The 14,111-nt window shown below is 70.2% G+C and carries 16 protein-coding genes; 9 read left to right on the top strand and 7 right to left on the bottom strand.

All coding sequences use genetic code 11. From position 1 onward, the window contains the following. The first annotated feature begins 128 nt into the window (after positions 1 to 128). Positions 129 to 1,118: a GTP 3',8-cyclase MoaA gene (moaA, locus tag ABT186_RS35145; RefSeq protein ID WP_351928504.1), complete on the top strand. Its 990-nt coding sequence runs from the start codon at positions 129 to 131 to the stop codon at positions 1,116 to 1,118. A 17-nt stretch (positions 1,119 to 1,135) separates the two neighbouring features. On the opposite strand, the gene ABT186_RS35140 is transcribed toward moaA, so the two are convergent. Continuing rightward, positions 1,136 to 1,336 carry a hypothetical protein gene (locus tag ABT186_RS35140; RefSeq protein WP_351928534.1) on the bottom strand — a complete coding sequence of 67 codons (201 nt, stop codon included), beginning with the start codon at positions 1,334 to 1,336 and terminating at the stop codon, positions 1,136 to 1,138. 239 nt (positions 1,337 to 1,575) lie between these two features. Beyond that, on the bottom strand, positions 1,576 to 2,007 hold the full coding sequence (locus ABT186_RS35135; RefSeq protein ID WP_351928502.1) for a DUF3099 domain-containing protein: 432 nt from the start codon (positions 2,005 to 2,007) through the stop codon (positions 1,576 to 1,578). 244 nt (positions 2,008 to 2,251) lie between these two features. Between ABT186_RS35135 and ABT186_RS35130 the strand changes: the two genes are divergently transcribed. Continuing rightward, a complete protein-coding gene (locus tag ABT186_RS35130; RefSeq protein ID WP_351229244.1) occupies positions 2,252 to 2,527 on the top strand; it encodes a GlsB/YeaQ/YmgE family stress response membrane protein in 276 nt (91 codons plus the stop codon). A gap of 63 nt (positions 2,528 to 2,590) precedes the next feature. Here the strand turns inward: ABT186_RS35130 and tyrS are convergent, their stop codons facing one another. The 3 genes from tyrS to ABT186_RS35115 are packed head-to-tail and all read right to left on the bottom strand — an operon-like array spanning position 2,591 to position 6,831. Then, positions 2,591 to 3,859, bottom strand: a complete 1,269-nt coding sequence (gene tyrS, locus ABT186_RS35125; RefSeq protein ID WP_351229242.1) for a tyrosine--tRNA ligase — start codon at positions 3,857 to 3,859, stop codon at positions 2,591 to 2,593. 57 nt (positions 3,860 to 3,916) lie between these two features. Further along, entirely contained in the window at positions 3,917 to 5,311 is a 1,395-nt protein-coding gene (locus ABT186_RS35120) for a metallopeptidase TldD-related protein (protein WP_351928500.1), read from the bottom strand. Then, complete coding sequence (locus ABT186_RS35115; protein WP_351229238.1) at positions 5,308 to 6,831, bottom strand: TldD/PmbA family protein; 1,524 nt, start codon at positions 6,829 to 6,831, stop codon at positions 5,308 to 5,310. The genes ABT186_RS35120 and ABT186_RS35115 overlap by 4 nt, the downstream gene beginning before the upstream one ends. A gap of 268 nt (positions 6,832 to 7,099) precedes the next feature. Between ABT186_RS35115 and fabG the strand changes: the two genes are divergently transcribed. The 3 genes from fabG to ABT186_RS35100 all read left to right on the top strand — a co-directional run bounded on the left by fabG (position 7,100) and on the right by ABT186_RS35100 (position 9,155). Next, entirely contained in the window at positions 7,100 to 7,804 is a 705-nt protein-coding gene (fabG, locus tag ABT186_RS35110) for a 3-oxoacyl-[acyl-carrier-protein] reductase (RefSeq protein WP_351229236.1), read from the top strand. A 5-nt stretch (positions 7,805 to 7,809) separates the two neighbouring features. Continuing rightward, positions 7,810 to 8,577: an enoyl-ACP reductase FabI gene (gene fabI, locus ABT186_RS35105; protein ID WP_351229234.1), complete on the top strand. Its 768-nt coding sequence runs from the start codon at positions 7,810 to 7,812 to the stop codon at positions 8,575 to 8,577. 206 nt (positions 8,578 to 8,783) lie between these two features. Further along, on the top strand, positions 8,784 to 9,155 hold the full coding sequence (locus ABT186_RS35100) for a hypothetical protein (protein ID WP_351928498.1): 372 nt from the start codon (positions 8,784 to 8,786) through the stop codon (positions 9,153 to 9,155). Between the two features lie 7 nt (positions 9,156 to 9,162). On the opposite strand, the gene ABT186_RS35095 is transcribed toward ABT186_RS35100, so the two are convergent. Further along, complete coding sequence (locus ABT186_RS35095) at positions 9,163 to 9,852, bottom strand: FadR/GntR family transcriptional regulator (RefSeq protein ID WP_351229230.1); 690 nt, start codon at positions 9,850 to 9,852, stop codon at positions 9,163 to 9,165. A gap of 99 nt (positions 9,853 to 9,951) precedes the next feature. Between ABT186_RS35095 and ABT186_RS35090 the strand changes: the two genes are divergently transcribed. The 4 genes from ABT186_RS35090 (at position 9,952) to ABT186_RS35075 (ending at position 12,598) form a co-directional block, all read left to right on the top strand. Next, a complete protein-coding gene (locus ABT186_RS35090) occupies positions 9,952 to 11,241 on the top strand; it encodes a CynX/NimT family MFS transporter (RefSeq protein WP_351229228.1) in 1,290 nt (429 codons plus the stop codon). A gap of 80 nt (positions 11,242 to 11,321) precedes the next feature. Continuing rightward, positions 11,322 to 11,438 (top strand): SGM_5486 family transporter-associated protein, encoded by a 117-nt coding sequence (locus tag ABT186_RS35085; RefSeq protein WP_107309247.1) that lies wholly within the window; start codon positions 11,322 to 11,324, stop codon positions 11,436 to 11,438. A 256-nt stretch (positions 11,439 to 11,694) separates the two neighbouring features. Continuing rightward, positions 11,695 to 11,907 carry a hypothetical protein gene (locus tag ABT186_RS35080; protein ID WP_351229226.1) on the top strand — a complete coding sequence of 71 codons (213 nt, stop codon included), beginning with the start codon at positions 11,695 to 11,697 and terminating at the stop codon, positions 11,905 to 11,907. A 172-nt stretch (positions 11,908 to 12,079) separates the two neighbouring features. Next, complete coding sequence (locus tag ABT186_RS35075) at positions 12,080 to 12,598, top strand: SixA phosphatase family protein (protein ID WP_351928496.1); 519 nt, start codon at positions 12,080 to 12,082, stop codon at positions 12,596 to 12,598. Positions 12,599 to 12,689: 91 nt separating this feature from the next. Here the strand turns inward: ABT186_RS35075 and serB are convergent, their stop codons facing one another. After that, a complete protein-coding gene (gene serB, locus ABT186_RS35070) occupies positions 12,690 to 13,901 on the bottom strand; it encodes a phosphoserine phosphatase SerB (RefSeq protein WP_351928494.1) in 1,212 nt (403 codons plus the stop codon). Positions 13,902 to 14,111: the final 210 nt, after the last annotated feature.

The raw sequence follows: 14,111 nt of genomic DNA, 5'->3' as shown, positions 1-14,111 counted from the left end.
GCGTCGTAGGGATCTACGACGCGGCCGCGTCGCGGCTCGTGGGATCCGGCCGCTGTCGTTGTCAGTGGGGTCACGTAGGCTCGCAAGTGACGGAAAATGCGTGATCCGCGAAGAGGGAGGGGGCCCACGTGCTCATCGACACCTACGGCCGGGTGGCCACCGACCTGAGGGTTTCGCTGACCGACCGGTGCAATCTGAGGTGTTCGTACTGTATGCCCGAAGAGGGCCTGCAGTGGCTTGCCAAGCCCGATCTGCTGACTGACGACGAGATCGTCCGTCTGATCGACATCGCGGTCACCTCCCTGGGCATCAAGGAGGTCCGCTTCACGGGAGGTGAGCCGCTGCTGCGCCCCGGCCTGGTCGGGATAGTGGAGCGCGTCGCCGCACTGCAGCCGCGCCCCCAGATGTCCCTCACCACGAACGGCATCGGCCTCAAGCGCACGGCGACGGCCCTGAAGGCGGCGGGACTGGACCGGGTCAACGTCTCGCTGGACACCCTGCGACCGGACGTCTTCAAATCCCTCACCCGCCGGGACCGCCACCAGGACGTCATCGACGGCCTCCACGCCGCCCGTGAGGCGGGCCTGACCCCCGTCAAGGTCAACTCCGTCCTGATGCCGGGCCTGAACGACGACGAGGCCCCGGACCTGCTCGCCTGGGCCGTCGAGCACGACTACGAGCTGCGGTTCATCGAGCAGATGCCCCTGGACGCCCAGCACGGCTGGAAGCGGGAGGGCATGGTCACCGCGGGGGACATCCTGGCCTCGCTGCGTGAGCGCTTCGAGCTGACCCCGGAGGGCGCCGGGGAACGCGGCTCCGCCCCGGCCGAGCGCTGGATCGTCGACGGCGGTCCGCACCGCGTCGGCGTGATCGCCTCGGTCACCCGCCCGTTCTGCGCGGCCTGCGACCGTACGCGGCTGACGGCCGACGGGCAGATACGCACCTGCCTGTTCGCCACCGAGGAGACCGATCTGCGCGGCGCCCTCCGCTCCGGTGCCCCCGACGAGGAGATCGCCCGCATCTGGCGCCTGGCGATGTGGGGCAAGAAGGCGGGCTCGGGGCTGGACGATCCGTCGTTCCTCCAGCCGGAGAGGCCGATGTCGGCGATCGGGGGGTGATGCGGCCCGCCGGTGCGTCAGTCGGTCCCGGGGGACTCCCAGTCCTCCAGTTTGACGACGTCCTTCAGAAACCCTCGGACGCCGAGGAACTTCGACAGGTACTCGCGGTGCTCCTCGCACGCCAGCCATGTCTTGCGGCGCTCGGGCGTGTGCAGCTTCGGGTTGTTCCAGGCGAGCACCCATACGGCGTCGGCACGGCACCCCTTGGCGGAACACATGGGCGAGTCGGGATCAGGGCCAATCACATCCACGACCCTAGCGTGCTCACCAAAGGCGACGCCGAGCAGCCACGGGGGGAGCTGCCCGGCGTCGGTCTGTCGCTCCGACGGGGGATGCGGAGCGCGTACGAAGTATGTCACGGGTAACCCGCTGCCCGGCACTGGAACAACATGATTGATCTGAGCTTTTCCTGAGCTTGGTGCGGGGTGCGATTCCGCATCCGGGCAATCCGCCGTGGTCAGGTCCGCTCGCGCTGCTCGCTCCGGATTCCCCCCGCGGGCTCCACCGGGACGTCTTCCGGCTCGGATTCCGTGAAGCCTCCGCCGCTTGCGGCTTCACTCGAACGAGCGGTGCCCTCGCCGGTCGGCGGGGCGATCATCGGGCGCGTCGGGACATTGATGAACGAAGAGGGGAGCGAGGGCGCGTTCTCGCGTCCGGCGTTGGCGATGACGACGGCGATGTAGGGGAGGACAGCACCCAGGACCAGCGCAACCACGGCGACGGGACGGGACACGTTCCACAGGGTGGCTGCAAGGACCACCGAGACCGTGCGCACGCTCATCGAGATGACGTAACGGCGCTGCCGCCCGCGCACATCCGCCTCGAGACCCTGCCGGGCACCAGTGATCCGGAACACCTGAGCGTTACCGACGTTGTTCAGCTTCCGCATCACATTCCACCACCCGCCTGCCTCGGACTCTCCCCGGCCCGTACCTGATCCGTACCCGGTCAGGAGCCGAGTCCGAACATTCATAACGTTACGCCGCGCCTCCGTCGCCTTCGAGAGCGGGGCACCTCCTGCCTGGGCGAACGTGCTGCGCACTACCGCGTACGGGTCTGCCCGACATGCGCCGTATGGCGGACAGCCAGAAACTGGGCGTACTGCTCACGTCGAGCCGTACGAGGAGGCAGTCATGGGCTGGTTGTGGGCGATCATCGTCGGATTCGTGCTGGGCCTGCTGGCCAAGCTGATCCTGCCGGGCAAGCAGCACAGCCCGCTCTGGCTGACCACCCTCATGGGCATGATCGGCGGCATCGCCGGCAACGCGATCGCCCGCGGCCTCGGCATCGCGGAGACCCGTGGCATCGACTGGGGCCGCCACGGCCTCCAGCTCGCCGCCGCGGTCGTCCTCGTCTTCCTCGGTGAGATGGCCTACACGGCGGCGAAGGGCAGCAAGGAGAGAGCATGACCGTACGGGGAAGGGGGCGGCCCGCAGCGGGACCGCCCCCTTGCGCATGCGTACGGCCGTGGTTCAGACGCCCGTGACCTCGACCGCGGCCAGGTTCTTCTTGCCGCGGCGCAGCACAAGCCAGCGGTCGTGCAGCAGGTCCTCCTTGGCGGGGACGGCGTCCTCGGCGGTCACCTTGACGTTGTTCACGTACGCGCCGCCCTCCTTCACCGTGCGCCGTGCGGCGGACTTGCTGGGAACCAGGCCGACCTCCGCGAAGAGGTCCACGACCGGGGAAAGCTCGGTGACCTCGATGTGCGGCACCTCGGAGAGGGCCGCGGCCAGCGTCCTGCCGTCCAGCTCGGCCAGGTCGCCCTGGCCGAAGAGGGCCTTGGACGCGGCGATCACGGCGGCCGTCTGGTCCGCTCCGTGCACCAGCGTCGTCAGCTCCTCGGCCAGCGCACGCTGTGCGGCACGGGCCTGCGGACGCTCCTCGGTCTGCTGCTCCAGCTCCTCCAGTTCCTCGCGGGACTTGAAGGACAGGATCCGCATGTACTGCGAGATGTCCCGGTCGTCCACGTTCAGCCAGAACTGGTAGAACGCGTACGGCGTCGTCATCTCCGGGTCGAGCCAGACGGCGCCGCCCTCGGTCTTGCCGAACTTGGTGCCGTCCGCCTTGGTCATCAGCGGGGTGGCCAGCGCGTGCACCTCGGTGTGCGGCTCCAGCTTGTGGATCAGGTCGAGCCCGGCCGTGAGGTTGCCCCACTGGTCGCTGCCGCCCTGCTGGAGCGTGCAGCCGTACCTCCGGTAGAGCTGCAGGAAGTCCATGCCCTGCAGGATCTGGTAGCTGAACTCCGTGTAGCTGATGCCCTCGGAGGACTCCAGGCGCCGGGACACGGAGTCCTTCGTCAGCATCTTGTTGACGCGGAAGTGCTTGCCGATGTCCCGGAGGAACTCGATGGCGGACAGCCCCGCGGTCCAGTCGAGGTTGTTCACCATCACGGCCGCGTTCTCCCCCTCGAAGGAGAGGAACGGCTCGATCTGACGACGCAGCTTCTCGACCCAGCCGGCCACCGTCTCCGGGTCGTTCAGCGTGCGCTCCGCGGTCGGGCGCGGGTCGCCGATCAGGCCCGTCGCGCCGCCCACCAGCGCCAGCGGCCGGTGGCCGGCCTGCTGGAGCCGGCGCACGGTGAGCACCTGCACCAGGTGTCCCACGTGCAGGGACGGCGCGGTCGGGTCGAAGCCGCAATAGAACGTGACGGGGCCGTCCGCGAACGCCTTGCGCAAAGCGTCCTCGTCAGTGGACAGGGCGAACAGCCCGCGCCACTTCAGCTCGTCGACGATGTCCGTCACGGTTCTCGCGTCTCCTTGGATGATCTTCGGGCAGTCGGGTGACAGCCGAGTACGAGGTTATACGCCCTGACTGACAGAGCTCATATTGAAGTCGGGCACCCGCACCGGAGGCATCGCGGCGCGGGTGAACCAGTCGCTCCATTCGCGCGGCAGCGTCTTCTCCGTGCGCCCGGCCTCGGCGGCGCGGCCCAGCAGGTCGACAGGGGATTCATTGAAGCGGAAGTTGTTGACCTCGCCGGTGACCTCGCCGTTCTCGACCAGGTACACACCGTCCCGGGTCAGGCCGGTGAGCAGCAGGGTCGCCGGGTCGACCTCGCGGATGTACCACAGGCAGGTCAGCAGCAGTCCGCGCTCCGTGTTCGCGACCATATCCTCCAGGGACCGGTCGGCGCCGCCGTCCAGGATCAGATTCCCGATGGAGGGCGCGAGCGGAAGGCCGGTCAGGCCCGCGCTGTGCCGGGTGGACGTCAGGTGCTTCAGCTCGCCGCGGCTGATCCACTCGGTGGCTCCCAGCGGCAGCCCGTTGTCGAACACCGACGCGTCGTCGCCGGAAGCATGCGCGATGACGAAGGGTGCGGTCTCCAGGCCGGGCTCGTTCGGATCGCTGCGCAGGGTCAGCGGAAGCTCGGAGAGTTTCTCGCCGACGCGCGTGCCGCCACCGGGCTTGCTGAAGACCGTGCGGCCCTCGGCTGCGTCCCGGGCCGCCGCCGACCACATCTGGTAGATCAGCAGGTCTGCCACCGCGGTGGGCGGCAGCAGCGTCTCGTACCGGCCGGCGGGCAGCTCGATCCGGCGCTCCGCCCAGGCCAGCCGCTGGGCCAGCTCCGCGTCCAGGGCGGCCGGGTCGACGTCCTTGAAGTCCCGGGTCGAACGCCCCGCCCACGCCGAGCGCGTACGGTCCGGCGACTTGGCGTTGAGCTCCAGCGTGCCGTTGGGCTGGTCGTGACGCAGGCGCAGCCCCGTCGACGTACCGACATATGTCGAGACGAGTTCGTGGTTGGCGAAGCCGTACAGCTCGCGGCCGCCCGCACGCGCGCGTGCGAACGACTCGCCGAGCGCCGGCGCGAAGTCAGCGAAGACGGCGGACGAGGTCTCGGCGGGCGCGTCCGTGAAGTCCGGAGTCTCGGGCACGCCCGTCACCAGTGGCTGCGCGTCCTCGGCGGGGCCCGCGCCACGGGCGGCGGCCTCCGCGGCCTGGACCAGAGACTCCAGCTTGTCGGGAGTCACGGCCGAGCGGGAGACGACCCCGGACGCCGTGCCCTCCTTGCCGTCGACGGTCGCGATGACGGTGAGAGTGCGCCCGCGCGTGACCCCGTTCGTGGTCAGCGCGTTGCCCGCCCAGCGCAGATTGGCGGTGGAGTGCTCGTCGGCGATGACGACACACCCGTCCGCGCGGGACAGTTCGAGGGCACGCTCGACGATCTCGTGCGGCTTGTTGCTACGGGCGCTCATCGGCCGGCCTCCTGCGTGGTGTTGAGGATGTTGACGCCCTTGAAGAGGGCCGCCGGGCAGCCGTGTGACACGGCCGCGACCTGGCCCGGCTGGGCCTTGCCGCAGTTGAAGGCGCCGCCGAGGACGTACGTCTGGGGGCCGCCGACGGCCGCCATGGAGCCCCAGAAGTCGGTGGTCGTCGCCTGGTACGCGACATCCCGCAGCTGACCGGTGAGCCGGCCATTCTCGATCTTGAAGAACCGCTGGCCGGTGAACTGGAAGTTGTACCGCTGCATGTCGATCGACCAGGACCGGTCACCCACGACGTAGATCCCGCGGTCCACGCCTCCGATCAGGTCCTCGGTGGACAGCCCGGCCGGATCCGGCTGCAGCGACACGTTGGCCATGCGCTGCACCGGAACGTGCGAGGGCGAGTCGGCGTATGCGCACCCGTTGGACCGCTCGAACCCGGTCAGCCTGGCGATGCGCCGGTCCAGCTGGTAGCCGACCAGCCTCCCGTCCTTGACGAGGTCCCAGGACTGGCCCTCGACGCCTTCGTCGTCGTACCCGATCGTCGCGAGGCCGTGCTCGGCGGTGCGGTCGCCGGTGACGTTCATCAGCTCGGAGCCGTACTTCAGCTTGCCCAGCTTGTCGAAGGTGGCGAAGGAGGTGCCCGCGTACGCGGCCTCGTACCCGAGCGCCCGGTCCAGCTCGGTGGCGTGCCCGATGGACTCGTGGATGGTCAGCCACAGGTTGGACGGGTCGACGACCAGGTCGTACACGCCCGCCTCGACGCTCGGCGCGCGCATCTTCTCGGCGAGCAGCTCCGGGATCTGCTCCAGCTCGGAGTCCCAGTCCCAGCCGGTGCCGGTCAGGTACTCCCAGCCGCGGCCGACAGGCGGCGCGAGGGTGCGCATCGAGTCGAACTCGCCGGTCGACTCGTCGACGGAGACCGCGGTGAGCTGCGGGTGCAGCCGCACACGCTGCTGGGTGGTCACGGTCCCGGCGGTGTCGGCGTAGAACTTGTTCTCGTGGACCGTCAGCAGGGAGGCGTCGACGTGGTTGACGCCCGCGGCCGCGAGCAGCCGCGCGCTCCAGTCGGCCAGCAGCCCCGTCTTCTCCTCGTCGGGCACGGTGAAGGGATCGATCTCGTACGACGAGACCCAGGTCTTCTCGGCGTGCACCGGCTCGTCCGCGAGCTCCACGCGTTCGTCGGATCCCGCGGCCTTGATCACCTGAGCCGACAGCTTGGCCATCGCCACCGCCTGCGATGCAACCTTGGCGGCGGCGTCCTGCGTCAGATCGACCCCCGATGCGAACCCCCAGGTCCCCCCGTGCACGACCCGCACCGCGTACCCCAGGTCGGTCGTGTCCGACGACCCCGAGGGCTTGCCGTCGCGCAACCGCCATGCGGCACTGCGCACCCGCTCGAACCGGAAGTCCGCGTGCTGTGCCCCCAGCGCCCGCGCGCGTGCCAGCGCGGCGTCGGCCAGGGCCCGCAGCGGCAGTGCCGTGAAGGCTTCGTCGATGGAATGAGGCACGGAGGTCTCCCTGCTGTCGTTGCCTGTCGGGTCCGATCATGTCGTGGGAGCGGGCGGACGGACCACATTTTTCCGCCCGACGGCCGGACCTTTGCGTCCGGTGACCGTCTCGGGGCCTGTCAAGGCCGCACTTCTGTAGGGATCCGACAGCGAGTCCCCTACGTCACTGTCGGTGCCCGATTGCCCCTGCGGCGAGCGGGACCGATAGGTTTTCGACGAAGGCACCTGTTCTGCAGGGGTTACAGACCGCTATCGAAAGGGTGATCCGTTGAGCCGCTCGGTTCTCGTCACTGGAGGCAACCGGGGCATCGGCCTCGCCATCGCCCGCGCGTTCGCCGACGCAGGCGACAAGGTCGCGATCACATACCGCTCGGGTGAACCGCCGGCCGGCTTCCTCGCGGTCAAGTGCGACATCACCGACACCGAGCAGGTGGAGCAGGCCTACAAGGAGATCGAGACCGAGCACGGCCCGGTCGAGGTCCTTGTCGCCAACGCCGGCGTCACCAAGGACCAGCTGCTGATGCGCATGAGCGAGGAGGACTTCACCTCGGTCATCGACACCAACCTCGTCGGCGCGTTCCGCGTCGTCAAGCGCGCCAACCGCGGCATGCTGCGCGCCAAGAAGGGCCGCGTGGTGCTGATCTCGTCGGTCGTGGGGCTGCTCGGCTCCGCCGGGCAGGCGAACTACGCGGCCTCCAAGGCCGCCCTGGTCGGCTTCGCGCGCTCCCTCGCCCGTGAGCTGGGCTCCCGCAACATCACCTTCAATGTCGTCGCGCCCGGCTTCGTCGACACCGACATGACCAAGGTGCTCACCGACGAGCAGCGCGCCGGCATCGTGTCGCAGGTGCCGCTCGGCCGGTACGCGCAGCCCGAGGAGATCGCCGCAGCGGTGCGGTTCCTCGCCTCCGACGACGCCTCGTACATCACTGGAGCCGTCATTCCCGTTGACGGCGGACTGGGAATGGGTCACTGATCACCATGAGCGGAATTCTCGAGGGCAAGCGCGTCCTGATCACCGGTGTGCTGATGGAGTCCTCCATCGCGTTCCACACCGCGAAGCTGGCCCAGGAGCAGGGCGCCGAGATCATCCTGACCGCGTTCCCGCGGCCGACGCTGACCGAGCGCATCGCCAAGAAGCTTCCCAAGCCGACCAAGGTCATCGAGCTCGATGTCACCAACGACGAGCACCTCGGGCGCCTGGCCGACGTCGTCGGCGAGGAGCTGGGCGGCCTCGACGGCGTCGTGCACTCCATCGGGTTCGCCCCGCAGGACGCCCTGGGCGGCAACTTCCTCAACACGCCGTTCGAGTCCGTGGCCACCGCCATGCATGTCTCGGCGTACTCCCTGAAGTCGCTGACCATGGCCTGCCTGCCGCTGATGCAGAACGGCGGCTCGGTCGTCGGCCTCACCTTCGATGCGCAGTTCGCCTGGCCGCAGTACGACTGGATGGGGCCCGCCAAGGCCGCCCTGGAGGCCACCAACCGCTACATGGCGCGCGACCTGGGCAAGCAGAACATCCGCTGCAACCTCATCTCCGCGGGCCCGATCGGCTCCATGGCAGCCAAGTCCATCCCGGGCTTCTCCGAGCTGGCCTCCGTGTGGGACAGCCGCTCCCCGCTGGAGTGGGACCTCAAGGACCCCGAGCCGGCCGGCCGTGGCGTGGTCGCCCTGCTGAGCGACTGGTTCCCGAAGACCACGGGCGAGATCATCCACGTGGACGGCGGTCTGCACGCCATCGGCGCCTGAGTGTCCCCGAACGGCGCGTAACCGCTTGCGCAATCACTTACGCACGCCCTTCGCCCTGTCGTACGAGGTCGATGCCCCGTTTCCCGCTCCGCGCGGCGAGCGGGGCGTCGCCCGTTCGGAGTACCTGACCGGGCGTTCGGGACCCCCCGCCCCGCACGCTGGGAGTACGCACCGCCCCGCAGCCGTACGGCCCAGGAGGTCCCGTTGTGCGCCTGTCCCGCCGTATCGCCCCGTTCCTCGTCGGCGCCTCGCTGGTGATGGCCCTGCCGTATGACGCCGTCCCGCACGCGCGCGTGAAGCACGCCGTTCCGGACGCGGGCGTGAAGGCCGGCAAGGCCCCCGACCCGCAACCCTTCGGGGCCGACTGCCGTGTCCGGGTGACCGGCTCGCATGTCGTCGCGTACTGCCACAACCCCTATCCCGACACCGATCACGTGACCCTGCACATCGAGTGCGACCGCTGGTGGGACCTCGACACCGACTCCGCCCCGGTCGACGCCGGGCCCGCGATGACCGTACGGCTGACCGGCCGGTGCTGGGAGGAGGTCCGCTCGGCGTGGGTCGACCACGCGAAGTGAGCCGCGGTCAGCGGCCGGCGGACTTCGCGCGCCCCGGACGGCACCCGAACGGATAGCTCGCCGCCTCCGCGGCCGCCGCGGCCGCGTCACCCGCACGGATCGCGTCCACGAGCCCCGTGTGGTCCATGTACGTCTCCGGTGTCAGCTCCTCGCCGACGTCGTCGCGCAGCCAGTCCCGCAGCACCTCGCCCAGGTCCGCGTACATCGCCGTCATCACGTCGTTGTGGGAGGCGGCCACCACGGCCATGTGGAACGTCGCGTCCGCGGTCACGAACGCCTCCGTGTCCCCGGACTCCCAGGCCTCGTTGCGGCGCAGGAGGAGCGTGTCCAGCTGCTTGAGGTCGCGCTCGGTCCGCCGCTCGGCGGCCAGCTGGGCGGCGCCCGACTCGAGGGTGGAACGCAGCTCGGCGATGTGGTTCGGGTCGGCGTCGGCGAACCGGCGGTGCATCACGCCCGCCAGCTCGCTGGTCGCCACCACGTAGGTGCCGGACCCCTGGCGGATGTTCAGCAGGCCGTTGTGCGCGAGCGCGCGGACGGCCTCGCGGACCGTGTTGCGGGCGACCCCGAGCTGCTCGACCAGCTCGGGCTCGGTGGGGATGCGGGAGCCCACCGGCCATTCGCCCGACGTGATCTGGTTCCGCAGTTCGGCGATGACCTGCTCGGACAGTGCGGATCGACGGGGATGGCTCAGCGGCATGACGGTCCTTCGTGGGGGCCTGTGTGCAGGGCCGGATGATCCGGAGCGTAACGCAAGGGTATTGGCGGACCAATCATCCTATGATTCTATGATGGTGCTATGGCAGACAGGGAGACCGGGACGCTGACGTCCGCACCGATACGCAGTTCCGCAGGCACGGGGACAGAAGCCGGGAAGGCGGCCACGCGCGCGTGGACGACGCGGCTGATGGTCGTCGGCATCGTCCTTGCCGCGCTCAACCTGAGGCCCGCCATCACCAGCCTCGGCGCCGTCCTCGAAGAGGTGCGTCACGGGCTCGGCATGAGCGGCACCGTCGCGGGACTGCTCACCTCCGTCCCGCCGCTCTGCTTCGGCGTCTTCGGCGTCATGGCGCCGCGTCTCGCCCGCCGCTTCGGACCGGGCACGGTGGTATGCGCCGGGATGGTCGCGATCACCGCAGGGCTGGTCATCCGCCCGTACGCCGGGAACACGGCCGGCTTCCTGGTGGCCAGTGCGCTCGCCCTGATGGGCATCGCCGTCAGCAACGTCCTGATGCCGGTGATCGTCAAGCGCTGGTTCCCCGACCGGGTGGGCTCGATGACGGGCCTGTACTCGATGGCGCTCGCCCTGGGCACATCGGCCGCGGCGGCGGTGACGGTGCCGGTGACCGATGCGCTGGGCGGAAGCTGGCAGTCGGGGCTCGCCGTCTGGGCGGTCCTGCCGGCGGTGGCCGTGCTGCCGTGGATTCCGTTCGTACGCGCGCGGGGTGCCGGTTCCGCGGGGAGCGCCCCCACCGCGGCCTCCGTCCCCGCTGAGACCGACGGGCTGCGCATCACCCGGAGCCGTACCGCGTGGGCACTGGCCGTCTTCTTCGGGCTCCAGGCCACCGCCGCGTACATCACGATGGGCTGGATGGCGCAGATCTTCCGTGACGCCGGGGTGCCCGCCGGCACGGCCGGGGTGCTCCTGGCCGTCACGATGGTGATGGGCGTGCCCCTCGCCTTCGTCATCCCGCGGCTGGCGACGCGGCTCCCGCACCAGGGCCCGATCGTGGTCGCGCTCGGCGCGTGCGGTTTGGCCGGGTACGCGGGACTGTACTGGGCCCCGGCGGGCGGCGCCTGGGCCTGGGCGCTGCTGCTCGGCGTCTCCAACTGCGCCTTCCCGCTGGCGCTGACCATGGTGGGGATGCGGGCCCGGACGGGTGCGGGCGTGGCCAAGCTGTCGGCGTTCGCGCAGAGCACCGGGTATCTGCTGTCGATCCCCGGGCCGCTGCTGGTCGGTGTCCTCTACCAGCACAGCGGCGGCTGGGGCCTGCCGCTCGCCCTCATGGCCGGGCTGATGGTCCCCCAGATCGTGGTGGGCGTCCTGGCAGGCCGGGACCGGACGGTGGAGGACGAGGCGCTGCGCTGAGCGAAGGCCGGGGCGACGGCAGCGCGGCTGTGGCCGACCCCGCCCGAACCGGGGCGGGGGAGGGGTGCGAAACTGGCGGTATGCCCGTGCTCGACCCGAACCCCCAGAACGGCCAGAAGAAGATGCTGCTCGTCTTCGGCACGTTCTTCGCCATCTTCGTGATCATCGCCGTCATCGCGACGCTCGCATCGCCGTGACGCTCGCATCGCCGTGACGAGCCCCTGCCAGTGACGCTCGCATCGCCGTGACGAGCCCCTGCCCGTGACGCTCGCCTCCCTGTGACGGGACGCGCCCACGACCCGGGGGTGGGGCTGGCCCCACCATCCCCTAGGGGGTAAGTGTCAGGGTCAAGTGGGTGGATCACCGGATGGGTTGAGGGCAGCGTAGTCCGTACCTTCGAAGTGTGGCCGCGAGAAGCGGACCACCGGCCATTCGAAGTCCACGGAGGCAGTCATGTCGGCCCGCACGCACACCCGGCCCCACCCGGCGACCACGGGCGGCGTCGACATCCGGCTGCCCTGGTGGGCCCTCGCGCTGCCCACGCTCGCCTTCACCGTTCTGCTGGCGCTGATACTCAACCCGGCGGACGCGCACGCCGGCGGCGACCCCGCCCTCAGCCACCTCGTCGACCGTGTCCAGCAGGTCGTGACGCACCACGCGCCGTGACACCGCCCGCCCGCCGCGCGAGCCGCGCCGGGACCGCCCGGCGGCGACAACGGCCTGTTCACACCGGGTGGGGGCGGTCGGCGGGCCGGATGAGCCGCCGGTACGGGGGGCGGGCCCCCGGCGCCGCCAACTCCCTCGGCTCTCTGGCCTGTTTCATGCGAAGCTGGGACCCATGAGCTCCGCAGAACCCCGCAGGATTGTCCTCTTCCGGCATGCGAAGGCCGACTGGCCACAGGTGCCCGACCACGAGCGTCCGCTCGCCGACCGGGGCCGTATGGACGCCGCCGTCGCCGGACGCAAGCTGGCAGACACCGGCATCCCCTTCGACCTGGCCCTCTGCTCCACCGCGACCCGCACCCGCGAGACCTGGAAGCTCGCGGTCCAGGAGCTTCCGCACCGGCCGAAAACCGTCTATGAGGAGCGGATCTACGAGGCCTCGCCCGGCGAGCTGATCGCCGTGCTCAACGAAACCCCCGACGACGCGCAGAACGTGATCCTGATCGGTCACAACCCGGGCATCCAGGGTCTCGCCGAGATCCTCTCCGGGTCGGCCGAGGAGGAGGCCCGGGAGCGGATGAACCGGCGCGGCTTCCCTGCCGCCGCCTTCGCCGTGCTCTCCTTCGAAGGCTCCTGGAAGTCACTGGAGCCGGGTGTGGCCACCCTGATCGACAACTGGGCGCCGAGCGAGTAACCCCCTACGGAATACGCCGGGGCCCGGCACCGCACAGGTGCCGGGCCCCGGCGGCGTACGAGGGTGCGGACCCGGTGGGCGACGCGCGGCCTCAGCGTGCGCCGTCGTGCATGTCCGCCGTCTCGACCTCTTCCCGGGTGACGCCGAGCAGGTAGAGGACGGTGTCGAGGAACGGGAAGTTCACCGCGGTGTGCGCGGCCTCGCGGACGACGGGCTTGGCGTTGAAGGCGACGCCCAGACCGGCCGCATTCAGCATGTCGAGGTCGTTGGCGCCGTCGCCGATCGCCACGGTCTGCGCCAGCGGCACGCCCGCCTCGGCGGCGAACCGGCGCAGCAGCCGCGCCTTGCCCGCGCGGTCCACGATCTCCCCGACGACCTTGCCGGTCAGCTTCCCGTCGACGATCTCCAGGGTGTTGGCCTGGGCGAAGTCGAGCCCGAGCCGCTCCTTGAGATCGTCCGTGACCTGGGTGAACCCGCCTGAGACGACGCCGACTTGGAAGCCGAGCCGCTTCAGCGTGCGGATCAGGGTGCGCGCGCCCGGGGTGAGCCGGACCTCGGCCCGCACCTTGTCCACCACCGACGCGTCGAGCCCCTTGAGCAGCGCCACACGCGCGTGCAGCGACTGTTCGAAGTCCAGCTCGCCCCGCATGGCGGCGGCCGTCACCTCGGCGACCTCCGCCTCGCAGCCGGCGTGCGCGGCGAACAGTTCGATGACCTCGTCCTGGATGAGCGTCGAGTCCACGTCCATGACGACAAGTCGCTGTGCCCGCCGGTGCAGACCGGCCGCGACGACGGCGACGTCGACACCGAGTGCCGCGGCGTCGGTCACCAGTGCGGTGCGCAGTGGCTCCGTCTCCACACCGGACACGGCGAACTCGACTGCCGTCACGGGGTACTTGGCGAGCCGGAAGATACGGTCGATGTTGCCGCCGGCCGCCGCGATACGGGCGGCGATCGCGGACGTCGACCTGGCGGTGAGCGGGTGGCCGAGGACGGTGACGAGCGAACGCCCCAGACCGCGCGGACGGTTGTCACCGATACCGGAGATGATCTCCGCCTGCATCTTCTTGGACTCCGCCCAGCTGTGGACGGTGGCCCGCAGATCGCCCTCGAGCCCGGACGGGGGCTCGGTCACGAGGGCGCAGAGCACCAACCGGCCTCGGGTGACGACCTGCTCGATGTCGACCACGTCGACGTTGTAGGTGGCCAGGATGCCGAACAGGCCGGCGGTCAGGCCGGGCCGGTCCTTGCCGAAGATCTTGACAAGGAGGGTGGGGGCGTCGGAGGTCTGCGAAGCGCTCATGGTGTTTCCACCGTATCCGGCACCCAGTGCCTCCGCGTGTCCGGTCCGTCTAGCGGACACGGAACAGTGGGTGGCGAGCAGATGACATAAGCCTTGAGCGGCAGCGAAGTCGCAGGGTGCGGGCGTGGAGCGGACGGCGGGAGGGCCGGGCCGGTCAGTCGTGGCCCCGGGGCCGCCCGGGCGGCGGGGGCGGAGGCGGAGGTGGGGGAG

Source organism: Streptomyces sp. NPDC001634, from assembly GCF_040298185.1.
In the GTDB taxonomy this organism is placed as follows: domain Bacteria; phylum Actinomycetota; class Actinomycetes; order Streptomycetales; family Streptomycetaceae; genus Streptomyces.
Note: the sequence above shows the minus strand (reverse complement) of the source record. Positions and strands in the feature narration are given on the sequence as shown.

Bases quoted from the DNA above. Each gene is read 5' to 3' on its own strand.
- ABT186_RS35095 (WP_351229230.1), bottom strand. From the start codon at position 9,852: ATGCCGCTGAGCCATCCCCGTCGATCCGCACTGTCCGAGCAGGTCATC.
- ABT186_RS35135 (WP_351928502.1), bottom strand. From the start codon at position 2,007: ATGCGGAAGCTGAACAACGTCGGTAACGCTCAGGTGTTCCGGATCACT.
- fabI (WP_351229234.1), top strand. From the start codon at position 7,810: ATGAGCGGAATTCTCGAGGGCAAGCGCGTCCTGATCACCGGTGTGCTG.
- ABT186_RS35085 (WP_107309247.1), top strand. From the start codon at position 11,322: ATGCCCGTGCTCGACCCGAACCCCCAGAACGGCCAGAAGAAGATGCTG.
- serB (WP_351928494.1), bottom strand. From the start codon at position 13,901: ATGAGCGCTTCGCAGACCTCCGACGCCCCCACCCTCCTTGTCAAGATC.
- ABT186_RS35090 (WP_351229228.1), top strand. From the start codon at position 9,952: ATGGCAGACAGGGAGACCGGGACGCTGACGTCCGCACCGATACGCAGT.
- ABT186_RS35120 (WP_351928500.1), bottom strand. From the start codon at position 5,311: ATGAGCGCCCGTAGCAACAAGCCGCACGAGATCGTCGAGCGTGCCCTC.
- ABT186_RS35140 (WP_351928534.1), bottom strand. From the start codon at position 1,336: ATGTGTTCCGCCAAGGGGTGCCGTGCCGACGCCGTATGGGTGCTCGCC.
- ABT186_RS35130 (WP_351229244.1), top strand. From the start codon at position 2,252: ATGGGCTGGTTGTGGGCGATCATCGTCGGATTCGTGCTGGGCCTGCTG.
- ABT186_RS35075 (WP_351928496.1), top strand. From the start codon at position 12,080: ATGAGCTCCGCAGAACCCCGCAGGATTGTCCTCTTCCGGCATGCGAAG.
- ABT186_RS35080 (WP_351229226.1), top strand. From the start codon at position 11,695: ATGTCGGCCCGCACGCACACCCGGCCCCACCCGGCGACCACGGGCGGC.